The sequence below is a fragment of the Lysobacter sp. N42 genome (genome assembly GCF_004344885.1).
The window spans coordinates 1-22,084 of record NZ_SKFB01000029.1; the positions used below are offsets into that span (position 1 = coordinate 1).

The window sequence follows — 22,084 nt, forward strand, 5'->3', positions numbered from 1 at the left end:
CGCGGCGGCGATCTCCGCGGCGGCGTACTGGTCGGCATCGGCCGAATCGGCCCGCGCGACCGCCTGCCCGGCCGCGGCCAGCTCGCCGGTGGGCGGCGGCAGGCTGGCGCAGCCGGCGAGCGCCGAAGCGAGAACCAGCGCCGCAAGGGCGTTGCGCAAGTATGCGAAGCTTGGGGTCATGGGGCCCGGGCCGTGTCGTGGGGACGCGCGGTCATTGTGGCCACGCCGCGTGATGCGGCGCAAACCGCGAGAGATTCCGAGGAGACCGCATGGATATCGGCTACTTCCTGAAGCTGATGACCGAGAAGAACGCGTCGGACATGTTCCTCACCACCGGCGCGCCCGTGTACATCAAGGTCGAAGGGAAGCTGCAGCCGCTGGGCAATACCGGCCTGCCGCCGGGGATGGTCAAGAAGATCGCCTACTCGCTGATGGACGAGGGCCAGGTGCCGGAGTTCGAGAAGACCCTCGAGCTCAACATGGCCTACGCCCTGCCCGACTCGGGGCGTTTCCGCGTCAACGTGTTCAAGCAGCGCGGCGAGGTGGGCATGGTGATCCGCGCGATCCGCAGCGTGATCCCGTCGATCGAGGAGCTGCAGCTGCCGCAGGTGCTCAAGGACATCATCAGCTCGCCGCGCGGGCTGGTGCTGATCGTGGGTTCGACCGGCTCGGGCAAGTCGACCACGCTCGCGTCGATGATCGACTACCGCAATACCCACCAGACCGGCCACATCCTCACCATCGAGGATCCGATCGAGTTCCTGCACCGGCACAAGAAGTCGATCGTCAACCAGCGCGAGGTCGGGCTGGACACCCACAGCTTCCACGCGGCGCTCAAGAACGCGATGCGCGAGGCGCCCGACGTCATCCTCATCGGCGAGATCCTCGACGCCACCACGATGGAGGCGGCGATCGCCTTCGCCGAGACCGGCCACCTGTGCCTGGCCACGCTGCACTCCAACAACGCCGACCAGACGCTGGAGCGCATCCTCAACTTCTTCCCCGAGTCCGCGCACAAGAACGTGCTGATGAACCTCGCGCTGAACCTGCGCGCGGTGGTGAGCCAGCGCCTGGTGCCCGGCGTGGACGGCCGCCGCCTGCCGGCGACCGAGGTCCTGATCAATACGCCGCACGTGCGCGACCTCATGCGGCGCGGGCAGGTGCACGAGATCAAGCAGGCGATGGAGGAATCGCTGGAGGAAGGCATGGAGACCTTCGACCAGTGCCTGTTCCGCCTGCAGAAGGAAGGCCGCATCTCGATGGAGGACGCACTGCGCGCGGCCGACTCGCGCGATGGCCTCGCCCTGCGCTTCCGCCTGTCCGAGGGCGCGGGCGCCGAGCACGATCCCTATGCGGACGTGTTCGATCCGATGGCCCAGTGAACCCGCAGGACTCTAACGCGTAGCCCGGGTAAGCGAAGCGCACCCGGGTGACGGCATCGGCCCTCGATCCAGTCGCGTGACGCGCAGGTCGCGCCCGCCGGAACAGGCACGCCTGCGCGGGATGCGTGCCGCGTTCAGCTGCGCCTGGCCAACCGCGGCGACGCTCAGGCCGACGCGGGAGCGTCGGGCTGGCGTTCGGGACGCGCGGCGTCGAAGGCCGGCAGCGCGAGGCAGGCCTTCTCGATGCGCGAGAGCGTCGGAAAGCGCTGCATGTCCACGCCGAAGCGGCGGGCATTGTAGATCTGCGGGATCAGGCAGCAGTCGGCAAGCGAGGGGCTGTCGCCCTCGCAGAACTCGCCCGTGGCCGGGTGGTCGTCGAGCGTCGCCTCCAGCGCGCCGAAGCCTTCGACGATCCAGTGCCGCACCCATTCGTCGCGCTCGGCCTGCGGAACGCCCCATTCGCCCTCCAGATACCTCAGCACGCGCAGGTTGTTGAGCGGGTGCACGTCGCAGGCGATGAGCTGGGCGATGGCGCGCACGCGCGCCCGGTCGCGCCCGAGCGCCGGCAGCAGCGCGGGCTCGGGCCAGGTCTCGTCCAGGTATTCGAGGATGGCCAGCGACTGCCGGTACTTGCGCGTGCCGTGCTCGAGCACCGGGACCAGGCGCTGCGGGTTGATGTCGGCGAAGTCCGGGCGACGCTGGTCGCCGCCGTCGCGCAGCAGGTGCACGGGCACCGTTTCGTAGCGCAGGCCCTTGAGGTTGAGCCCGATACGCACGCGATAGGCCGCGCTCGACCTCCAGTAGGAATACAGGCGCAGGGGTTCGGTCACGCTCGGCCTCGGTCAGGGCGGGGATTCGCACCTTAGCGGCGGCACGGGCGGCTGTCATGCCGCCCGCGGCGCGGCGTGCTCAGCGCGCGTGCGGCTCGATGCGCTGCTCGATGGCGCCGAAGATGTCGCGGCCTTCGCGGTCGCGCATCTCGATGCGCACGGTGTCGCCGAACTTCATGAACGGCGTGAGCGGCTTGCCGTGCTCGAGCGTCTCCACCGTGCGGCGCTCGGCGAAGCAGGACGCGCCCAGCGAGGTGTCCTCGTTGGCCACCGTGCCCGAGCCGACGATCGTGCCGGCCGACAGCGGGCGCGTCTTGGCCGCGTGCGCCACCAGCTGGGCGAACGAGAACTGCATGTCGACGCCCGCCTCGGGGGCGCCGAACCACTCGCCGTTGACATGCGTCACCAGCGGCAGGTGGACCTTGCAGTCCTTCCATGCGTCGCCGAGCTCGTCCGGGGTGACGAACACCGGGCTCAGCGCCGAGCGCGGCTTGCTCTGCAGGAAGCCGAAGCCCTTGGCGAGCTCGTCCGGAATCAGGTTGCGCAGGGACACGTCGTTGACCAGCCCGACCAGCTGGATGTGCCCGGCGGCCTCATCCGGCGTGACCGCCATCGGCACGTCGTCGGTGACGACCACGACCTCGGCCTCGAGGTCGATGCCGTAGTCCTCGCTGGGCACGCGCACGGGATCGCGCGGGCCGTAGAAGCCGGCGCTGACGGCCTGGTACATCAGCGGGTCGACGTAGAAGCTCTCCGGCACCTGGGCGCCGCGCGCGCGCCGGACGCGTTCCACGTGAGGCAGGTAGGCCGAGCCGTCGACGAATTCGTAGGCGCGCGGCAGCGGCGCGGCGAGCCGGGTCATGTCGAGATCGAACGCGCCCGGGGCATCGCCGGCCTCGAGCTGCGCGTAGAGGGCGTTCAGGCGCGGCGCGACGTTGGACCAGTCCTCAAGCGCGCGCTGCAGCGTGGGCGCGATGCCATCGGCGCGCACGGCGCGCGCGAGGTCGCGGGAGACGACGATCAGCGTGCCGTCGCGGCCGCCTTCCTTGAGGGAACCCAGCTTCATCGGATGCTCCAGAGCCCGGCGCCACGCGGCGCGATGGTTTCAATTGTAACGACCGATGCACTGCGCGAGGCGGTGCCGCGACGTGCGCCCGGCTCGGCGCTCCGCGTGGCGGCCGAGGCGGCGCCCGTCGCGGTCCGGCTGCCGTCGCGCGCTGCCGCGGGGCTTCATGCCGACGTGGCACGCGAGCGCAGGCGAAGCCGACGTCCGTGCGGCCGGCTTCCGCGCGTCCGACGTGACGAAGCAGGGCGTCCGGCGGCCGCCGGACGAGGCCCCAGCCCTCGCGGGATCGCGCGCCGGCGTCGCCCAAGAAGCCGCCCTCGCGGCCGTGATCGTCACCGCCCCGACGTCGCCGGGACCTGGGCCTCGCCCTGGAAGCTACCTGCGCGATAGGTCAGCACGAGGGTGTCACGATGCCCCGGCGTCGCCGCATCCACGGGCTGGATCGGCGTCGACTCGTGGATCACGCGCGTATCGTCCAGCAGCAGCGCCGACCCGGGCTGCTCGAGGGTGAAGCGCTCGCCGCGCGGACCCTCGGCCTCGAACACGCGCGTCTCCCCGCCCTTGATGCCCTGGCGGGCGATGAGCAGCACGGCGACGAAGTCCACGCCGTCGCGATGCGCGCCCTCCGGCGTGGGCCGGCCGACGCCGTCGGTGGTGTCGATGCGGAACTGGTGGGCCTCGACGTACCAGCGCGGCGCCGCGCGCACCTGCGAGAACAGCCGCCCCAGCCCCGAAAGCAGCGCGTGAAGGGCATCGGAGCCCGCGATGCCTGGAAGGATCGGCTCGAACCAGCGGTGCATGCCGCCGTGCAGGGCGTTGTAGTCCAGCGACTGCCAGTGCGCGCGGTGCGGCACCTGCTCGATCCGCCCGGGCTCGACCACGAAGCAGGAATGCCGGCGACGCCGGTAGCGGCCGCCGTCGCGCAGGTAGGCATCGGGTTCGAGCCCGTCCCAGGACGGCGTGATCGCGCCCAGTTGCCGGGAGCTGGTGCCGCAGAGCGCGGCGACCCCGTCGGCCGACACCACCGCATAGCCCTGGGCGCGCAGCCGTGCGGCGGCCGCATCCGGCGGCACGAGCGGCGGTTCGAAGCGCAGGACCACGGGCGTCGCCTCCCGAAAACGCGAAGACCCGCACGCGGCGGGTCTTCGGGTGGCCTCATCGGCCGTATATGGCAGCCCCGGATGGATTCGAACCACCGAATGCCTGAGTCAGAGTCAGGTGCCTTACCGCTTGGCGACGGGGCTATACAACTGATTTTACCGCGACGGAGGCTGACGGCAAGCCCGTCAGCACCGTGCGAAGCGCGATTAACGCTTGGAGAACTGCGTGGCGCGGCGGGCCTTGTGCAGGCCGACCTTCTTGCGCTCGACCTCGCGGGCGTCGCGGGTCATGAAGCCGGCGCGGCGCAGGTCGCCCTTCAGGCCTTCGTCGTACTCGACCAGCGCGCGGGCGATGCCCAGGCGGATCGCACCGGCCTGGCCGGTGATGCCGCCGCCGGCGACGGTGACCACCACGTCGAACTTGTCGGTGGAGTTGGTCAGCTCGAGCGGCTGGCGCACGATCATGCGCGCGGTCTCGCGGCCGAAGAACTCGTCGATCGGACGCTGGTTGATCGTGATGTTGCCCGAGCCCTTGCGCAGGAACACGCGGGCGGTGGAGGACTTGCGGCGGCCGGTGCCGTAATTCTGATTCGTTGCCATGACTTAGATATCCAGGACCTGCGGCTGCTGGGCGGCGTGCGGATGCTCGGCGCCGGCGTAGACCTTGAGCTTGCGGTACATCGCGCGGCCCAGCGGGCCCTTGGGCAGCATGCCCTTGACGGCGATCTCGATCACGCGCTCCGGATGGCGCTCCAGCGCCTGGGCGAGGGTCTCGGTCTTGAGGTTGCCGACGTAGCCCGTGAAGCGGTGGTACTTCTTGTCCTGCAGCTTGTTGCCCGTGACGGCGATCTGCCCGGCGTTGACCACGACGATGTAGTCGCCGGTGTCGATATGCGGGGTGTAGACGGGCTTGTGCTTGCCGCGCAGGCGGCGGGCGAGTTCCGAGGCCAGGCGGCCCAGGTTCTTGCCGGTGGCATCGACGACGTACCAGTCGCGCTGGACCGTCTCGTTCGTGGCGGTGTAAGTCTTCATGGCTGAACCTTGCTGGGTGCCTGGTCGGGCTGATTGGGACGTGCTTCGTCCGAACTTCGCCGCGCGTTGTGGTGAGGCGGATGGAGCAAAGAGGCGGGATTCTAGCCGCCCGGCCCGTCCTGTGCAAGCCACGTCAAGGCCGCGTAGCATCGCCGCCATGCCCGCGCCCTGCCCGCCCTCGGCCGACCCGCTGGTCGCGCTGGCCGACCGCTGCGTGCAGTGCGGCCTCTGCCTGCCGGCCTGCCCCACCTACCGGCAGGACGGCATGGAGCCCGAGTCGCCGCGCGGCCGCATCGCACTGGCCCGTGCCTGGGCGCTCGACGCCATTCCGGTGACGCCCGCGGGCGAGGCGCATCTGGCCCATTGCCTGGGCTGCCGCGCCTGCGAGAGCGCCTGCCCCGCGGGCGTGCGCTTCGGCGCCCTGCTCGCCCTGGCGCGGAGCCGGCAGCGCGAGCGCCGGCCGGTACCGCGTCGCCAGCGCTGGCTGGAAGCCCTGGCCGCGCGGCCCCGCCTGCTGGCGGCGCTGCTTCGCGCTTACGCATGGCTGGCGGCGCCGGTTCCGCGGCGGCTTCGCCCGGTGCCCGTACCGCCGCCGGCGGACGCATGCGACCCCGTACGCCTCCGCCACGCCACGGTGATGCCACCTTTCCCTGACGCGACGGCCGCACGCGCGCAGCAGACCACCGGAGGGCCGGCAGGCGACGCCGGCCCCGTGGCCCTGTTCGTCGGCTGCGCGGGCCGCGCCTACGAGTCCCCGGCCCGCGCCGCGCTGGTGCGGCTGCTCGAAGCCGCCGGGATCGCGACCACCGTGCCGTCCGGCCAGGGCTGCTGCGGCAGCCTGCACGCGCATGCCGGCAACGCCACGGCCGCGGCCTCGCTGGCCGCCCGCAATGCCGCCGCGTTCGCCGGCCATCGGCAGGTGCTCACGCTCGCGAGCGGCTGCCACGAAGCGGTGGCGGCCGCGATGCGGGCCGGTACCGCGGCGGTCGACGCGCTGCAGCTGCTCGCCACGCATGTGGAGCGGCTGGGCTTTCGTCCCACGCGCGAGCGCGCCGCGCTGCACCTGCCGTGCACGCAGCGCAACATCGTGCGCAGCGACGGCGCCCTGCGCCGGCTCCTCGCGGCGGTGCCGGGGCTGGAGGTCGTGGCCCTCGACGCCGGCAGCGGCTGCTGCGGCGCCTCGGGCACGCACTTCCTTCTCGAGCCCGCGCAGGCCTCGGCCCATCGCGCCCCGCTGCTCGCGCAACTGCACGCAAGCGGCGCGACGCGGCTGCTGAGCGCCAATTTGGGCTGCCGGCTGCACCTGCAGGGCGGCACGTGCCTGCCGGTCGAGCATCCGCTGGAATTTCTCGCGCGCCACCTCGAGGCGCCCACGCCCCGCCGGTAAACTGCGCGGCATGAGCACGCGCCGCCTGACCGCCCTCGACCGCTGGATCGACACCGCCCAGCGCGCCCTGGAAACCGTGGCCGGTGATCCGCCGGCGGTACGCCGCAACCCGGCCGACGACCACGCCGAGATCGTGCTGGACGAGGCCGAGCGCCGGCACGCCGCCGGACTCATGCGCATCAACCACGTGGGCGAGGTCTGCGCGCAGGCGCTCTACGTCGGCCAGGCCTCGGTGGCGCGCGACGCGCGCACGCGCGAGCACCTGCTGCATGCCGCACAGGAGGAAACCGACCACCTCGCCTGGTGCGCCGATCGCCTGCGCGAGCTCGACAGCCGCCCCAGCCTGCTCAACCCGCTGTGGTTCGCCGGCGCCTACGCGATCGGGCTGGCCGCCGGCCTGCGCGGCGACGGCTGGAACCTGGGCTTCGTGGTGGAGACCGAGCGCCAGGTCGAGGCGCACATCGACGAGCACCTGGAATCGCTGCCGCCTGCCGACGCCCGCAGCCGCGCGATCCTCGAGGTCATGAAGGAAGACGAGATCCGCCACGCCCACAACGCCGAGGCGGCCGGGGCGCGCGTGCTGCCCGCGCCGATCCCGCAGGCGATGGCGCTGGCGTCGAAGCTGATGAAGGCGGTGGCGTATCGGGTGTGAGGGATTCGGGATTCGGGATTCGGGATTCGGGATTCGGGATTCGGGATTCGGGAAGGCTCGCACGCGGGGCTGACGATGCATCGGCCCGTGCCTGGCGTCGCACCCGACCTCGCGCGCCGCGGGGCTGGCCGCGAGGTTGATCCGCCCCATGCCGGCCAAGGCCCACGCTGCCGGCCCGAACACGAAAAAAGCCCGCCGAAGCGGGCTTTCTTGCTTTTGACTCTGCGAATCCCGAATCCCGAATCCCGAATCCCGGCTCAATCGACCAGATTGCGCCCGTGGTAGAGCTCCTCGATCTCGCGCTTGAGGCGCGCCTCGATCTTCATGCGCTCCTTGAACGAGAGGTTCTTGGCCTTTTCCTCGAACAGGTAGGTGTCGAGGTCGAACTCCTTCAGGTGCATCTTCGTGTGGAAGATGTTCTCCTGGTAGACGTTGACGTCGAGCATCTCGTAGCGGTTCTTGATGTTCTTGGCCAGGTAGTCCTGGATCGAATTGATCTTGTGGTCGATGTAGTGCTTCTTGCCCTTGATGTCGCGCGTGAAGCCACGGACGCGGTAGTCCATGATCACGATGTCGGACTCGAAGCTCTCGATCAGGTAGTTCAGCGCCTTCAGCGGCGAGATCACGCCGCAGGTGGCCACGTCGATGTCGGCGCGGAAGGTCGCGATGCCGTTGTCCGGATGGGTCTCCGGGTACGTGTGCACCGTGATGTGCGACTTGTCCATGTGCGCGACCACGGCATCGGAGATCAGCTCCTTGCCGGCGTCGCGCTTGTCGATGACCGGCTCCTCGGAGATGAGGATGGTCACCGACGCGCCCTGCGGGTCGTAGTCCTGGCGCGCGATGTTCAGGATGTTGGCGCCGATGATGTCGGCGACGTCCGTCAGGATCTGCGTCAGGCGGTCGGCGTTGTAGGCCTCGTCGATGTACTGGATGTAACGCTGGCGCTCGTCTTCGGAGGCGGCGTACGAGATGTCGTAGATGTTGAACGACAGCGCCTTGGTCAGGTTGTTGAAACCTTGGAGCCGCAGGCGCGGCAGTGGCTTGACCACGTGCGTGGATCCCGGTGCGTGAAGAGCGCGGGATTATGGGGCAAGCGGGGTGACGGGGGAACGAATGCCCGCGCAACGCCGGGCGACGGACGGCACGCCCAAAGGGTGACCAAGTGGCCGTTTCCGGGCCGATCGCTTATATAGTCGGGCAAATCCCCCGGAAAACGCCCATGTCCCCCGACCTGGCCTATCCGCACGCGAGCCGGCGCGCACAGAGCCCCCTGCTGCCCGACGCCGCGGCGATCGACCGCTTCCTGGCCCACTGCCACCGGCGGCGCTATCCCTCCCGTACCGACGTCTTCCGGCCGGGCGACGCGGCCACGACGCTGTACTACGTGATCTCCGGCTCGGTGAGCATCATCAACGAGGAGGAGGACGGCCGGGAGCTGGTCCTGGGCTACTTCGGCCCCGGCCAGTTCGTGGGCGAGATGGGCCTGTTCATCGAGAGCGACAAGCGCGAGGTCACGCTGCGTACGCGCACGGCGACCGAGCTGGCCGAGATCGGCCACGAGCGCTTCTACGACCTGCTGATGACCCGGCTGTCCACCGACGCCCCCAAGCTGCTGTACGCGATCGGCGCCCAGATCTCCCGCCGCCTGCTCGACACCAGCCGCAAGGCGGGCCGCCTGGCCTTCCTCGACGTCACCGACCGCATCATCCGCACCCTGCACGATCTGGCCAAGGAGCCGGAAGCCATGAGCCACCCGCAGGGCACGCAGATCCGCGTCTCGCGCCAGGAACTCTCGCGGCTGGTGGGCTGCTCGCGGGAGATGGCCGGCCGCGTGCTCAAGAAGCTCCAGGCCGACGGCGTGCTGCACGCCCGCGGCAAGACCGTCGTGCTCTACGGCACCCGCTGAGCATGGTGGGCGAGACGATCGAGGGTGTCCGGGTCCGCGACGCGCGGATCGGCGATGCCGCCGACGTCGCCACCCTGCTCGACCTGCTCGGCTACCCCTGCAGCCGCGCTGAGGCGGCCGACCGCATCGCCATGGTGCTGGCCGACCCGCGCCAGCGCCTGCTGATCGCGGAGATCGGCGGGCATGCCTGCGCGCTGGCGGGCATGGACCTGCGCTACTCGCTGGTGCGCGGCACCGAGCAGGCCCGCATCACCGCCCTGGTAGTGGCCCCCGACTGCGAACGCCAGGGGGTGGGCCGCCGGCTGCTGCGCGAGGTGGAGGCCATCGCCCGCCAGGCCGGCGCCGCGCGCATCGAGGTGACCAGCGCCGCCAGCCGCGAGGGCGCGCCGGCCTTCTACCACGGCTGCGGCTTTACCGACGGGGCCCGGCATTTCGTGAAGCTGCTGGGCGACTGAGCCGCAGCTTCCGCTTCACCCGATCGGTGGAGCGCGAAAGTAAGCTTGCAGTGGCTGCCGCGATTCGCCCGCGGCAGGCTCGCCCGTCCCATGCCCATGGCTGTTCCATCTCTCCGTCTTTCGAGCCCCTCTCTGGCAAAGCCCGACCCGCGCCGCATCGTCGCGCTGTCGACGGCGATCGCGGTCCATGCCGCCGTCGGCCTCGCACTGCTTCTGCCTGCCCACCCGCTTCCGGTCGCGGTGGAGGAAGCGTCGGCGGTTCTGGTGGGATTCGTGGACAGGGTGCCCCCGCCGCCCCCGCCCCCCCCGCCACCCGTGCCTACGGGCACTGCAAGCGAACCTCCGGCGAAGCCTGCCACTCCTCCCCAGGGCGCGCTCACCGGCCAGGCGGCCACGATGCCCGCCCCATGGGTATTCGACCCCAATGCCGGCGTTTCGCTGGTCGTGTACGGGGAGCGCCCGGCGTTGGATCTCGAGAGCTACGACGTGCCTCCCGCCGAACTCCCGGAGTACCGCGGGGGTTTCGACCCGGCCGCGATCCCTGGTTTCGTCGGAGCGGATGCCGGGGGCGCGGTCACGTTCGACGTGCTTGTCGACGTCGACGGCCTGCCCGTGGCGGTCGTGATACGGCGGCAGGCGTGTTCGGAACGCGCTTTGGACACGGCCATGTCGGTCGTCGGGCAGTGGCGCTTCGCACCCGCGACCCGCGGCGGCGCCCCGGTGCAGGCTTGGCTCGAGGTCAGCCTCGCCTTCTAGGCGGGCACGCCGTGGCCATGAGGGCACAAGTCAACGCGCCGTGGTCGCGGTGCCCTCGCCGCCGCGATCGCGGCAGCCCCAGTTGAGGATGGGCGTGCCCGGCGGCAGCAGGCGGCGGAAGAGGTCCACGCTGTCGCGCTTGGGGTTGACCACGACGGGGCGGCGGGCGGCCTGCAGCAGCGGCAGGTCGGCGGTGCTGTCGGAGTAGGCGGCGGCGACCTCGCCCACGAAGCCCGCCTCGCGCAGCATGCGCATCTTCATGGCGTGGTGGCAGTGGCGGGTGGCGATGACCGCCCCGAAGCGCCGCCCGACCTGGGTGCCCACCACCGGCACGTCCTCGTGCGCGACGAAGGCGAGGATGGCGCGCGCCAGCTCGGGCGGGGCACCGGTGGCGACGACCACCCGGTCGCCCGCCTCGCGGTGGCGATGCAGCACGTCGAGTGCCACCGGCAGCAGGCGCGCGCGGATGGCCTCGGTGTTGGCGGCCACGTAGCGGTCGATCAGCTCGTCCAGGTCGCGCCGGCGGCGAAAACCGATCGTGCCCACCCAGATGAAGGCACCGATGCCACGCCGGCGGGTGGGCAGCCAGGCGATCATCGGGCCGGCCACCGGCGCGATCAGCAGCGCCAGCAGCATGCGCCAGGTGCTGCGCCGGATCATCCAGCGGATGAGATGCGAACCGGAATCGCCGTCATACAGCGTGTGGTCGAAGTCGAAGACCACCAGCGGCGCGTCCGCCTTCGCCGCCGGATAGCGCGGGCCGGCGACGCTCATGCGAACAGGCGGCGCAGCGCCGCACCCGGGTCGGCTTCGCGCATGAAGCTCTCGCCGACGAGAAAGGTCTCGATGCCGGCGCTTCGCATCCTCGCCACGTCCGCGCTGGTGGCGATGCCGCTCTCGGTGACGAGGATGCGGTCGGTCGGCACCGCCGGCCGCAGTCCCAGCGTGGTGTCCAGCGAGACCTCGAACGTGCGCAGGTTGCGGTTGTTGACGCCGATGAGCTCGCAGTCGGTCTGCAGCGCGCGCTCGAGCTCGTCGATGTCGTGCACTTCCACCAGCACGTCCATGCCGAGCGCGCCGGCGAGGTTGGCCATCTCGATCATCGGGCCGTCCTCCAGCGCGGCCACGATCAGCAGGATGGCGTCGGCGCCGATGAAGCGCGCCTCGTACACCTGGTAGGGGTCGACGATGAAATCCTTGCGCAGGATCGGCAGCGCGCAGGATCGGTGGGCCAGGCCCAGGTAGAGGTTGCTGCCCTGGAAGAAGTCGACGTCGGTCAGGACCGAGAGGCAGGCCGCCCCGCCGGCCTCGTAGCTGCGGGCGATCTGCGCGGGGTCGAAGTCGGGGCGGATCAGCCCCTTCGAGGGGCTCGCCTTCTTGGCTTCGGCGATCACGGCCGGCTGCCCCGCCGCATGCCGGCGGCGGATCGCCTCCACGAAGCCGCGCGTGGGCGGCAGGTCGCGCACGCGGGCCCTGAGATCCTCCAGCGACCGCACGCGGCTGCGCTGCTCGACCTCCTCGGCCTTGCGCTTGAGGATGGTGTCGAGGATGTCGCTCATCGGTTACGGCCCTGCGGAATGCGGCGGTCGGTCGGAAACATGGGGAGGCTGCTCAGGTGGCGGCGAGCCCGCGCGTGGCGGCGACGAACTCCGCCAGCTTGGCGCGTGCAGCGCCCGAGGCGATGGTGCGCCGGGCCAGCGCGATGCCTTCGGCGATGGACCCGGCCAGGCCCGCGACGTACAGCGCCGCACCGGCATTGAGGCAGACGATCTCCCGCGGCAGTCCGGGCGTGTCGTCCAGCGCCAGCATCAGCATCGCGCGCGACTCGGCGGCGTCCGCCACGCGCAGGTTGCGGCTGGCGGCCATGGCGATGCCGAAGTCCTCGGGATGCACCTCGTATTCGTGCACCACGCCGTCGCGCAGCTCGCCCACCAGCGTGGCCGCGCCCAGCGAGAGCTCGTCCATGCCGTCGCGGCCCCAGACCACCAGCGCGCGCTCGGCGCCGAGCTCCTGCAGCACGCGCACCTGGATGCCGACGAGGTCGGGATGGAACACGCCCATCAGGATGTTGGGCGCGCCCGCCGGGTTGGTCAGCGGCCCGAGGATGTTGAACAGCGTGCGCACGCCCATCTCGCGTCGCACCGGGGCGACCTGCTTCATCGCCGGGTGGTGCAGGGGCGCGAACATGAAACCGATGCCGGTGCGCTCGATGCAGTCGGCCACGCGCTCGGGCGGAAGCTCGATGTGGGCGCCCAGCGATTCCAGCACGTCGGCACTGCCGGAGCTGGACGAGACGCTGCGCCCGCCATGCTTGGCCACCTTCGCTCCCGCCGCCGCGACCACGAACATGCTCGCCGTCGAGATGTTGAACGTGCTCGCGCCGTCGCCGCCGGTGCCGACGATGTCGACCAGGTGCCGGCGGTCGCCCACGTGCACCGGCAGCGAGAACTCGCGCATGACCTGTGCCGCGGCGGCGATCTCGCCGACCGTCTCCTTCTTGACGCGCAGGCCGGTGAGGATGGCCGAGGTCATCACGGGGCTGACCTCGCCGCGCATGATCATGCGCATCAGCTCGACCATCTCGTCGAAGAAGATCTCGCGGTGCTCGATCGTGCGCTGGAGCGCCTGCTGGGGGGTGATGGGCATTATTCGGGATTCGGGATTCGGGATTCGGGATTCGGGATTCGGGATCAGCGGGAAGCGTCGCGTGATGGAGCGGGGCGTGGTCGACCGCGACGCGGCGCCGGCGCCTTCGCATCACGTCACTCCTCACGACCTTTCGAGGAAATTCCTCAGCAGTGCATGGCCGTGCTGGGTGAGGATGGACTCGGGGTGGAACTGCACGCCTTCGACGGGATGCTCGCGGTGGCGCAGGCCCATGATCTCGTCGAAGCCGCCGGCGTCGTCCTCGGTCCAGGCGGTGATCTCGAGGGACTCGGGCAGCGTGTCGCGCGCCACCACGAGCGAGTGGTAGCGCGTGGCCTCGTAGCCGTCCGGAAGGCCCGCGAACACGCCGCGTCCCTCGTGGCGGATGCGCGAGGTCTTGCCGTGCATGATCGTCTTCGCGCGCACCACGTCGCCGCCATAAGCCTGCCCGATGCCCTGGTGGCCCAGGCAGACGCCGAGGATCGGCGTGCGCGGGCCGAGCTCGCGGATGACGTCGAGCGAGACGCCGGCCTCGTTCGGGGTGCACGGGCCGGGCGAGATCACGATCCGCTCGGGCGCGAGCGCCTCGATCTGCGCCACCGACAGCTCGTCGTTGCGCACCACCTTCACCTCCGCGCCCAGCGCCTGCAGGTACTGGACGAGGTTCCAGGTGAAGCTGTCGTAGTTGTCGATCATCAACAGCATGGTGGCTAGTCCGCGAGCAGGAAGACGGCGTAGATGCGGTCGTTGTAGGTGACGTAGCCGGCTTCGATCGAGCTGCCGCCGCGCACCCCGCCGCCGGCATGGCCGGGGCCGATGCGCGAGCCGGTGACGGTCACGCGGTCGAGACCACCTCCCTCGGCGCTCGGGATCCATTCGTAGAGCGCGGGCCAGTCACCCTCGCGGATGCCGTACTCGAACTGTGGCGCGACGTCCGAGACGCTGTACAACGCGCCCAGGCGCGCGCCATAGGCCTTCGCCATCGTCTCGGCCTTGCGCCGCGACGATTCGATGGACTTCGTGCGCAGCGCCTCGCGCAGCGCGGGCTCGGCGGCCAGCTCGGTCTCGATGTCCGACACTGACAGCTCCTGGGAGGTCTGCAGGCCGTCGAGGAAGCTCTCCAGCGCCGCCTTGCGATCGAAGCGCGCGGTCAGCGAGCGGCGCACGCGCGTGCCGGCGAAGACGTGACGGCGGCCCACCTCCTCGTAGCGCTGCTCCGGCTCGATGGACAACGCAGTGGCGACAATGCCGCCGTCCGCCACGCCCGCCTTGCGAAGGCGCGCCACCACGTCGGCGAGCGATTGCTCCACGCGACGGCGCGCGGCGCCGGGGTCCATGTCCAGCGCCGAGAAGTTGACCGTGATCCTGAAGCGGTCGGGTATCGCGCGAGCCTGCGCGTCGCCATAGACGAGAATGTGCCGCGTGGGCGGCAGCGCGTTGACCTGGGCGAGCGCGGTGCCGGCGAACGCGAGCAGGAGGAGGACGAGGGCGAGGCGACGGATCATGGGATCTCCTTGAATACGTGGCGCATCGGGCGATGCACTGCCTCCAACGCCCGACGGCAGGGAACGGGGTCCATCACAGCCCCTTCGCCGCCTGCGCCACCGCGCGGAACAGCGCGCGGCCCTTGTTCATCGTCTCCTCCCATTCCTTCTCCGGGTCGGAGTCGTAGACGATGCCGGCGCCGGCCTGCACGTAGAGGCGCCCGTCCTGGATGACGGCGGTGCGGATCGCGATGGCGGTGTCGGCATCGCCGTGCCAGCCGATGTAGCCGATGCTGCCGGCATACACGTTGCGGCGGATCGGCTCGAGTTCGCGGATGACCTCCAGCGCGCGGATCTTCGGCGCGCCGCTCACGGTGCCGGCGGGGAAGGTCGCGCGCAGCACGTCGGCGTAGGACAGGCCGGCCTTCAGCCTTCCCGTCACCTCGCTGACGATGTGCATCACGTGGCTGTAGCGCTCGATCACGAACTGCTCGCCCACCTCCACCGTGCCCGGCTCGCTCACGCGGCCCACGTCGTTGCGGCCGAGGTCGATCAGCATCAGGTGCTCGGCGCGCTCCTTGGGGTCGGCCAGCAGCTCGGCCTCCAGTGCGTCGTCCTCGGCCGGGGTCGCACCGCGCGGGCGCGTGCCGGCGATCGGGCGCACGGTGACTTCGCCGTCCTCCAGGCGCACCAGGATCTCGGGCGAGCTGCCGACCACCTGCATGTCGCCCACGTCGAGGAAGTACATGTAGGGCGATGGATTGAGCGCACGCAGCGCGCGGTAGACGTCGACCGGGCGCGCCCTGAAAGGCACCGACAGGCGCTGGCTCAGCACCACCTGGAAGATGTCGCCGGCGCGGATGTAGTCCTTCGACTTCTCGACCGCGGCGATGAAGCCTTCCTGCGTGAAGCCGGAGACGAAGTCCGACTCGTCGAGCGCGGCCGACTGCAGCGTTTCCGGATACCCCGGCCCACCCTGGCGCAGGCGGTGCACCAGCTCGTCCAGGCGCCGGTTGGCCTTCGCGAACGCACGCTCCTCGCGCGGGTCGGCGTGCACGATGAGGTACAACCGGCCCTTGAGGTTGTCGAACACCGCGACTTCCTCGCTGAGCATCAGCAGGATGTCGGGCGTGCCGAGCTCATCGGGCTTGCCGCGGCCGGAGGCGGCCAGGCGCGGCTCGATGAAGTCGATGCATTCGAAACCGAACCAGCCCACCAGCCCCCCCGTGAAGCCGGGCAGGCCCTCGAGCTTGGGCACCGAATGCGCGGTGCGCAGGCGCTCGACTTCGGCGAAGGGGTCTTCGACCTCGCGCGATCCGACCAGCTCGCCGTCCTCGGTGACGAACAGCGTGTGGCCGGCGAAGGCGTACACGCGCCGCGCCGGCAGGCCGATGATCGAGTAGCGCCCGAAACGCTCGCCGCCCTCGACCGATTCGAACAGGTAGGTATGCGGCCCGTCCGCCAGCTTCAGGTAGACCGAGAGCGGCGTGTCGAGGTCGGAGAGGACCTCGCGGACGACGGGGATGCGGGTATGGCCTTCAGCGGCCTGCTGCTGGAACGTCTCGAACGATGTCACGGGGCATTTCCTGGGCGATGTGGACACGGGCGGCGGCGGCCGTCGGCCACCATCGCCAACCCGCGTCGGCCCTGTGGGAATGCACGTGCGCCCGGAAATCCATGGGCGGACTATAGCGGCTCCGTGCCGGCCATGCGATGCGGGTCGGGCATGTGCATCCCGCGCGGCGGGGATGAGCGCGGCGAGAGCAGCGGGCAGTCGCGCGGCAGCAGCATGCGCAGTGCGCGCGGCACGCATTCGATGCGCAGGCGCGCGGCGGCCACGGGTTCGCCGTCGAGGTTGAGCCGGATCGGCGCGGGGCTGCGCACCTCCACCCAGGGCACGCGCGCCTGTTCGGCCACGCGCTCCAGCGTGGCGCGCTTGCCTTCGCGGATCACCGTGGCGACGGTGCGGCCCATGCCCTCGTCGAGCTCCGGGATGATGGTGACGTCGAGCAGGCCGTCGTCGATCAGGGCCTCGGGGCAGAGGGCCTGCCCGCCCCCGGCCTGCCGCGCATTGCCGATGCCCAGCACGATCATCGGCCCGGCCCAGCGGAAGCCCGGCCCCTGCAGCTCGATCGGCTGCGACTCGATGGCATGCAGGCGCGCCAGGCCCCTGACCACGTAGGAGAACCCGCCGAGCACGCGCTTGAGGAATTCGTGCGCCTCGACCGTGGCATCGGTGCCGAAGCCGCCGCTGGCGAGGTTCATGCACCAATGCGAGCGCCCGCCGATGCGTGCGCGCAGGATGTCGACCTCGTGGGCGCGGCCGTGCACGAGCAGGGCGAGCGCGTCGTCGAGCTCGGGCGGGATGCCGGCGGCACTCGCGAAATCGTTGGCGGTGCCCAGCGGCAGGGAGGCCAGCAGCGGGCGGGGCGATGCGTCGTCGCGGCGCGCGGCCAGCGCGCCGGCGACCTCGCCCAGCGTGCCGTCGCCACCGCCGGCGATCAGCACGTCGACGTGGTCGGCGATGGCCTCGTCGACGTAGCGGGCCGCATCGCCGCGCTCCCAGGTCACGCGCACGTCGAAGCGCCGCCCGGCGCCGCGACGCGCGAGCACGGCCTCGCGCAGGCCGGGCGCATCGGCCGACTTGCCGTTCACGATCAGCCGCCAGTGCCTGGAACGCGCCACCGTCGCTCCTCGTCGGGAAGCGGCAGGCTAGGGCGGCGCCGGTCGCATGCGGGTGAAGCTGTCATGCGCCGGTCGCCGCGCGGTCATCGCGGTGTCATGGCGCACACGGAGCATGGAAGGCCATCGCAGGGACGATCGACGAGGCAGGACGCCTCCACCATTCCCCCACCGGTGCCGGAAGGCGCCGGTTTTCTTTTGCCTTCAGCGCGCCGCCGCCACCGCGGCCTTCATGCGGCCGATGACGTCCGCGTAGTCCGGCGCGTTGAAGATGGCCGAGCCGGCTACGAACGTGTCGGCGCCGGCCGCGGCGATCTCGCCGATGTTGTCGGCCTTCACGCCGCCGTCGATCTCCAGCCGCACGGCACGGCCGCTGGCGTCGATCATCGAGCGCACGCGGCGCAGTTTCTCCAGCGCCGACGGGATGAACGCCTGCCCGCCGAAGCCCGGGTTCACGCTCATCAGCAGCACCATGTCGATGTCCTCGAGCACCCAGTCCAGCACGTCCACCGGGGTGGCCGGGTTGAGCACGATGCCGGCCTGGCAGCCATGCGAGCGGATCAGCTGCACCGTGCGGTGCACGTGGCGGCTGGCCTCGGGATGGAAGGTGATCATCGACGCGCCGGCCTTGGCGAAGTCGGGAACGATGCGGTCCACCGGCTCGACCATCAGGTGCACGTCGATGGGCGCGGTCACGCCATGCCTGCGCAGCGCCTCGCAGACCATCGGGCCGATGGTGAGGTTGGGCACGTAGTGGTTGTCCATCACGTCGAAATGCACCCAGTCGGCGCCGGCCGCGAGCACGGCGTCGACCTCCTCGCCGAGCCGGGCGAAGTTGGCCGAAAGGATGGACGGGGCGATGACGGTGGGCTGCATGGCGGCGACCGGAGCGTGCGGGGCGCCCATTGTCGCCGAGGCTCAGCCGCGGCGGGCGCGCAGGGTGCGGATGCGGTCGTAGGCGCCATTGATCTCGCGGGCGCGGCTCTCGGCCCTGCGGCGCAGCTCGGGCGCGGCGGTGGCGAACTTGTCGGGGTGGTACTGCGACATCAGCCGGCGGTAGGCCTGGTCGACCTCGGCCTCGGTCGCGTCCTCGGTGATGCCCAGGATGCGCCAGGGATCGTCGCGGCGCAGGCGGAACCAGTCGCGGTCGAAGGCATGGCCGACGAGCAGCCCGATCAGCGCGCCCAGCGGCGGATTGGCGCGGAAGATCGCCGCGCCCGCCAGGAAGCCCAGCAGCTTGCCGTACCACCGGGTCATCGCTCGCCCTGCCTCCTCCTGCACCCACCGGGCAGTCTACCTGCAGCGCGGCCGCGGCCGGCGTACACTGCCCGGCCCGCCGCGGGCGCGGCGGCCGCCGCCATCCAGGAACCTGCGTGTCCCAGCCGACGTCGCGTTCGCTGCTGACTTCCGACCTCCCCGGCCTGCACCTGCGCCACCGCGGCAAGGTGCGCGACGTCTTCGACGTGCCGGCCGACCGCCTGCCGGCCGACGCGGCCGCGCGTGGCGACCATCTGCTGATCGTCGCCACCGACCGCCTCAGCGCGTTCGACGTGGTGCTGCCCGATCCGATCCCGGGCAAGGGCGAGATGCTCTGCCAGATCTCCAACTTCTGGTTCGGCAAGACCGCGCACCTGGTGCCCAACCACCTCACCGGCATCGACGTGGCCAGTGTGCTGCCCGAGGGCGTGGACGCCTCGCTGTACGAAAAGCGCGCCGTGGTCACCCGGCGCCTGAAGCCGGTGCCCATCGAGTGCATCGCGCGCGGCTACCTGATCGGCAGCGGCTGGAAGGACTACCAGCGCACCGGCCGCGTCTCCGGCATCGCCCTGCCCGACGGCCTGCGCCAGGCCGAAAAGCTGGCCGAGCCCATCTTCACCCCGTCGACCAAGGCCGCCGTGGGCGAGCACGACGAGAACATCGACTTCGACGCCGCCGTGCGCCTGTGCGGCGCGGAACTCGCCGAGGCGGTGCGCGACGCGACCCTGCGCCTGTACGCTTTCGCCGCGGACTTTGCGGCGCAGCGCGGCATCCTGCTGGCCGACACCAAGTTCGAGTTCGGCACCGATGCCGACGGCCGCCTGTACGTGATGGACGAGATGCTGACGCCGGACTCGTCGCGCTACTGGCCGGCCGATTCCTACGAGGTCGGCACCAGCCCGCCCAGCTACGACAAGCAGTTCGTGCGCGACTACCTCGAAGCCGTCGGCTGGGACAAGACGCCGCCGGGGCCGTCGCTGCCGCCCGAGGTGATCGCGAAGACGCGCGCGAAGTACGCCGAGGCGCTGCAGCGGCTGGCGGGCATCTCGATCGACTGACCCGGCCGCCGGCACACGGCGGCCCATGCACGTCGACACCGCGGCGGCGGCGCTGCGTCATCATGCGCGCAGCGTCGACCCGAGGCTGCCGCCATGAACGTTCCCGCCCGACCCATCGACCGCTGGTTCGACAGCTACAGCGGCGACCACCGCGATGCCACCAACCAGCGCATCCACGTCGTCTGCGTGCCGGCCATCCTGTGGAGCGTGATCGCGCTGCTGTGGTGCATCCCCTCGCCCGCCGCCCTGTTCCGCCCGGGCGTCTGGGCCGGCCTGGCCATGGTGGCCGCGGCGCTGTTCTACCTGCGGCAGTCGCGGCGGCTGGGCGTGGGCATGGCCATCGCCTTCTTCGTGCTGGGCCTGATCACGCGCCTGCTGTACGACGCGCTGGGCCCGCGCGACCTCGCGTGGCTGGCGCTGGCGGTCTTCGTGGTGGCCTGGATCGGGCAGTTCGTCGGCCACAAGATCGAGGGCCGCAAGCCCAGCTTCCTGACCGACCTCACCTACCTGCTGATCGGCCCGGCCTGGGTGCTGGCCAAGCTCTACCGCCGCCTCGGGCTGGCGTACTGATGGCGCGCGCCCCGGGCCTGAGCGGCCGCGACCTGGTGCTCGTCGGCCTGATCTGCCTGGCCTGGGCCGGCAACTTCCTGACCTCCGCGCTGGCCCTGCGCGAAATCCCGCCCTTCCTGTTCACCGCGCTGCGCTTCGCGCTGCTGGGCGTGGTGCTGCTGCCGTTCCTCAGGCGCCCGGCGGCCGGGCAGTGGCCGCGCCTGCTCGCCGTCTGCCTGAGCGTGGGCGTGGTGCACTTCGGCCTGAGCTTCACCGCGCTCAAGCTCGCCGGCGACCTCTCCTCGCCCGCCATCGCGATGCAGAGCTACGTGCCGATGACGGCGATCCTGGGCTGGTTCGTGCTGGGCGAGCATTTCGGCTGGCGCACCGGGCTGGCCATCGCGGTGAGCTTCGGCGGCGTGCTGGTGATGGGCTTCGACCCCTTGGTGCTCGACCATCCCGGCTCGCTGGTGACGATGCTGGTTTCCGCGGCGTTCCTCGCGCTGGGCACCGTGCTGATGAAGCCGCTGCGCGGGCTCGACGTCTTCAGCCAGCAGGGCTGGATGGCGCTGGTGAGCGTGCTGCCGCTGCTGGCGGTGAGCGCGGTCGTCGAGCCCGGCGCGATGCTGCGGCTGGGCGAGGTGAGCTGGGTGGGCTGGATGGGCGCGGCGTATGCGGCGTTCGTCTCGTCGCTGCTGGGGCACGGGCTGTTCTACGTGCTGGTGCAGCGCCATCCGGTGGCGCAGGTCACGCCCTGGCTGCTGGTCGCGCCGGTGCTGGCCGTCGGCCTGGGCGTGTGGTTCTGGGGCGACCGCCCCGGCCCGCGCCTGCTGGTGGGTGGCGCGATGGTGCTGGGCGGCGTGCTGATGATCGCCCTGCGCGCGCTGGCCAAGACGCGCACCGCCGCGCCGCGCGACCCGGTGGAGATCTGACTCAGCCGCGCGGCGGGAACATGCGCGCGGTCGGGCGGAACGGGCGCGGCGCGTAGCCGAAGTCGGCCCGCGCCGGCGCGTCGTCGAACACGAGGTCGCGGCGCATGCGGTCGAGCGCGGCATCGCCGAAGCCCGCGGCCATGCCACGCGCCTGCGCCATGCGCACGACCAGGTCGAACAGCGGCGCCGGCAGCTCCAGCAAGCGCGCCGGCGGCTCCAGCGCCTGCAGTACGCGCCGCACCATCTCGCGGTAGGGCAGCGCCTCGCCGCCGGGCAGGTCGTAGCCGCGCCCGGCCGTGGCCGGATGCGCGAGGCAGGCGAGGGCCGCGTCGGCCAGGTCATCCACGTGCACGGGCTGGCGCAGCCCGGTGGCGCGCCGCGGCAGCGGGACGACGCGCACGCGATGCGCCAGCTGCGCGATGCGGCTGAGCGTGGCATCGCGCGCGGCGCCGTAGACCAGCGTGGGACGCAGCAAGGTGGCCGGCGCGCCGCGCGCGGAGGACGTGGCCATCAGCACGTCCTCGGCATGCTGCAGGCGCTGGGCGACGTCGCGTTCGGCCTCGTCGGGCGAGTTCTGCTTCACGCGCACGCTGGTGGAGCTGAAGGCCACGATGCGCGCGGCCTCGATCGGCGACTGCGCATGCCAGCGCGCGAACGCATCGAGCGGGCCGCAGCTGACCACGGCCTCCACGCGCTGGGGAAGAGGTTCGCTCTCGCCCAGTCCACCGCGCAGCCAGGTCAGGCCCGGCTCGTCCGGCTGCGGATCGCGCGACAGCGCGACCACGTCCCAGCCCGCCTGCCGCAGCCTGCCGAGCACGGCGCGTCCGATCTGCCCGGTTCCGCCCACCACCAGCGCCTTGCGCACGTCGACCCCCGGCATCGCCTCATGCATTCTCACCCGGATGCG

Annotated in this window: 24 protein-coding genes, 1 tRNA gene and 2 pseudogenes; 9 read left to right on the top strand and 18 right to left on the bottom strand. The window is 71.2% G+C overall.

Annotated features, from left to right (window positions below; translation table 11 throughout):
- Positions 1–180: pseudogene (locus EYQ95_RS20680) on the bottom strand (DUF4398 domain-containing protein); the annotation flags it as partial.
- 89 nt (positions 181–269) lie between these two features.
- Here EYQ95_RS20680 and EYQ95_RS20685 point away from each other — a divergent pair.
- Entirely contained in the window at positions 270–1,382 is a 1,113-nt protein-coding gene (locus EYQ95_RS20685) for a PilT/PilU family type 4a pilus ATPase (protein WP_132330060.1), read from the top strand.
- Between the two features lie 164 nt (positions 1,383–1,546).
- Here the strand turns inward: EYQ95_RS20685 and maiA are convergent, their stop codons facing one another.
- From maiA to rplM, 6 genes are all read right to left on the bottom strand, one after another.
- A complete protein-coding gene (maiA, locus tag EYQ95_RS20690) occupies positions 1,547–2,212 on the bottom strand; it encodes a maleylacetoacetate isomerase (RefSeq protein ID WP_132330062.1) in 666 nt (221 codons plus the stop codon).
- 79 nt (positions 2,213–2,291) lie between these two features.
- On the bottom strand, positions 2,292–3,278 hold the full coding sequence (locus tag EYQ95_RS20695; RefSeq protein ID WP_132330064.1) for a fumarylacetoacetate hydrolase family protein: 987 nt from the start codon (positions 3,276–3,278) through the stop codon (positions 2,292–2,294).
- Between the two features lie 332 nt (positions 3,279–3,610).
- Positions 3,611–4,378: a 2OG-Fe dioxygenase family protein gene (locus tag EYQ95_RS20700; RefSeq protein ID WP_207916576.1), complete on the bottom strand. Its 768-nt coding sequence runs from the start codon at positions 4,376–4,378 to the stop codon at positions 3,611–3,613.
- Positions 4,379–4,447: 69 nt separating this feature from the next.
- A tRNA-Gln gene (locus EYQ95_RS20705) sits at positions 4,448–4,522 on the bottom strand.
- Between the two features lie 63 nt (positions 4,523–4,585).
- Positions 4,586–4,978, bottom strand: a complete 393-nt coding sequence (gene rpsI, locus EYQ95_RS20710) for a 30S ribosomal protein S9 (RefSeq protein WP_132330066.1) — start codon at positions 4,976–4,978, stop codon at positions 4,586–4,588.
- 3 nt (positions 4,979–4,981) lie between these two features.
- Positions 4,982–5,410 carry a 50S ribosomal protein L13 gene (gene rplM / locus EYQ95_RS20715; protein WP_132330068.1) on the bottom strand — a complete coding sequence of 143 codons (429 nt, stop codon included), beginning with the start codon at positions 5,408–5,410 and terminating at the stop codon, positions 4,982–4,984.
- 157 nt (positions 5,411–5,567) lie between these two features.
- Here rplM and EYQ95_RS20720 point away from each other — a divergent pair, with 157 nt between their 5' ends.
- On the top strand, positions 5,568–6,797 hold the full coding sequence (locus tag EYQ95_RS20720; protein WP_165924806.1) for a (Fe-S)-binding protein: 1,230 nt from the start codon (positions 5,568–5,570) through the stop codon (positions 6,795–6,797).
- A gap of 10 nt (positions 6,798–6,807) precedes the next feature.
- Positions 6,808–7,449 carry a 2-polyprenyl-3-methyl-6-methoxy-1,4-benzoquinone monooxygenase gene (coq7, locus tag EYQ95_RS20725; protein WP_132330072.1) on the top strand — a complete coding sequence of 214 codons (642 nt, stop codon included), beginning with the start codon at positions 6,808–6,810 and terminating at the stop codon, positions 7,447–7,449.
- Positions 7,450–7,706: 257 nt separating this feature from the next.
- Here the strand turns inward: coq7 and speD are convergent, their stop codons facing one another.
- Complete coding sequence (gene speD / locus EYQ95_RS20730; protein WP_132330074.1) at positions 7,707–8,501, bottom strand: adenosylmethionine decarboxylase; 795 nt, start codon at positions 8,499–8,501, stop codon at positions 7,707–7,709.
- A gap of 170 nt (positions 8,502–8,671) precedes the next feature.
- On the opposite strand from speD, the gene crp reads away from it, so the two are divergent.
- The 3 genes from crp to EYQ95_RS26425 all read left to right on the top strand — a co-directional run bounded on the left by crp (position 8,672) and on the right by EYQ95_RS26425 (position 10,569).
- A complete protein-coding gene (gene crp, locus EYQ95_RS20735; protein ID WP_132330076.1) occupies positions 8,672–9,358 on the top strand; it encodes a cAMP-activated global transcriptional regulator CRP in 687 nt (228 codons plus the stop codon).
- Between the two features lie 2 nt (positions 9,359–9,360).
- Positions 9,361–9,813 carry a GNAT family N-acetyltransferase gene (locus EYQ95_RS20740; protein ID WP_132330078.1) on the top strand — a complete coding sequence of 151 codons (453 nt, stop codon included), beginning with the start codon at positions 9,361–9,363 and terminating at the stop codon, positions 9,811–9,813.
- A 396-nt stretch (positions 9,814–10,209) separates the two neighbouring features.
- Entirely contained in the window at positions 10,210–10,569 is a 360-nt protein-coding gene (locus tag EYQ95_RS26425) for an energy transducer TonB (protein ID WP_165924807.1), read from the top strand.
- A gap of 30 nt (positions 10,570–10,599) precedes the next feature.
- On the opposite strand, the gene EYQ95_RS20750 is transcribed toward EYQ95_RS26425, so the two are convergent.
- The 9 genes and pseudogenes from EYQ95_RS20750 to EYQ95_RS20790 all read right to left on the bottom strand — a co-directional run bounded on the left by EYQ95_RS20750 (position 10,600) and on the right by EYQ95_RS20790 (position 18,638).
- Positions 10,600–11,343 carry an HAD-IB family phosphatase gene (locus EYQ95_RS20750; RefSeq protein WP_132330082.1) on the bottom strand — a complete coding sequence of 248 codons (744 nt, stop codon included), beginning with the start codon at positions 11,341–11,343 and terminating at the stop codon, positions 10,600–10,602.
- Positions 11,340–12,128, bottom strand: a complete 789-nt coding sequence (gene trpC / locus EYQ95_RS20755; RefSeq protein WP_132330084.1) for an indole-3-glycerol phosphate synthase TrpC — start codon at positions 12,126–12,128, stop codon at positions 11,340–11,342. Before trpC ends, EYQ95_RS20750 begins: the two co-directional genes overlap by 4 nt.
- Positions 12,129–12,180: 52 nt before the next feature.
- The gene (gene trpD, locus EYQ95_RS20760; protein ID WP_132330086.1) at positions 12,181–13,215 is read right to left on the bottom strand and encodes an anthranilate phosphoribosyltransferase; all 1,035 of its coding nucleotides are present in this window, start codon (positions 13,213–13,215) and stop codon (positions 12,181–12,183) included.
- Positions 13,216–13,338: 123 nt separating this feature from the next.
- Positions 13,339–13,920: an aminodeoxychorismate/anthranilate synthase component II gene (locus tag EYQ95_RS20765; RefSeq protein ID WP_132330088.1), complete on the bottom strand. Its 582-nt coding sequence runs from the start codon at positions 13,918–13,920 to the stop codon at positions 13,339–13,341.
- 5 nt (positions 13,921–13,925) lie between these two features.
- Complete coding sequence (locus tag EYQ95_RS20770) at positions 13,926–14,720, bottom strand: SIMPL domain-containing protein (RefSeq protein ID WP_132330090.1); 795 nt, start codon at positions 14,718–14,720, stop codon at positions 13,926–13,928.
- A 73-nt stretch (positions 14,721–14,793) separates the two neighbouring features.
- Complete coding sequence (gene trpE / locus EYQ95_RS20775) at positions 14,794–16,275, bottom strand: anthranilate synthase component I (RefSeq protein ID WP_132330092.1); 1,482 nt, start codon at positions 16,273–16,275, stop codon at positions 14,794–14,796.
- 185 nt (positions 16,276–16,460) lie between these two features.
- Positions 16,461–17,384 (bottom strand): annotated as a pseudogene (gene yegS, locus EYQ95_RS20780) (lipid kinase YegS); the annotation flags it as partial.
- 201 nt (positions 17,385–17,585) lie between these two features.
- Positions 17,586–18,257 carry a ribulose-phosphate 3-epimerase gene (gene rpe, locus EYQ95_RS20785; RefSeq protein WP_132330096.1) on the bottom strand — a complete coding sequence of 224 codons (672 nt, stop codon included), beginning with the start codon at positions 18,255–18,257 and terminating at the stop codon, positions 17,586–17,588.
- 42 nt (positions 18,258–18,299) lie between these two features.
- Positions 18,300–18,638, bottom strand: a complete 339-nt coding sequence (locus tag EYQ95_RS20790) for a DnaJ family molecular chaperone (protein WP_132330098.1) — start codon at positions 18,636–18,638, stop codon at positions 18,300–18,302.
- 116 nt (positions 18,639–18,754) lie between these two features.
- Between EYQ95_RS20790 and EYQ95_RS20795 the strand changes: the two genes are divergently transcribed.
- From EYQ95_RS20795 to EYQ95_RS20805, 3 genes are all read left to right on the top strand, one after another.
- The gene (locus EYQ95_RS20795; RefSeq protein WP_132330100.1) at positions 18,755–19,696 is read left to right on the top strand and encodes a phosphoribosylaminoimidazolesuccinocarboxamide synthase; all 942 of its coding nucleotides are present in this window, start codon (positions 18,755–18,757) and stop codon (positions 19,694–19,696) included.
- Positions 19,697–19,789: 93 nt separating this feature from the next.
- Positions 19,790–20,266 (top strand): DUF962 domain-containing protein, encoded by a 477-nt coding sequence (locus EYQ95_RS20800; RefSeq protein ID WP_132330102.1) that lies wholly within the window; start codon positions 19,790–19,792, stop codon positions 20,264–20,266.
- On the top strand, positions 20,266–21,177 hold the full coding sequence (locus EYQ95_RS20805) for a DMT family transporter (protein WP_132330104.1): 912 nt from the start codon (positions 20,266–20,268) through the stop codon (positions 21,175–21,177). Before EYQ95_RS20800 ends, EYQ95_RS20805 begins: the two co-directional genes overlap by 1 nt.
- 1 nt (position 21,178) lies before the next feature.
- Here the strand turns inward: EYQ95_RS20805 and EYQ95_RS20810 are convergent, their stop codons facing one another.
- Positions 21,179–22,069 carry an NAD(P)-dependent oxidoreductase gene (locus EYQ95_RS20810; RefSeq protein ID WP_132330141.1) on the bottom strand — a complete coding sequence of 297 codons (891 nt, stop codon included), beginning with the start codon at positions 22,067–22,069 and terminating at the stop codon, positions 21,179–21,181.
- Between the last annotated feature and the right edge of the window lie 15 nt (positions 22,070–22,084).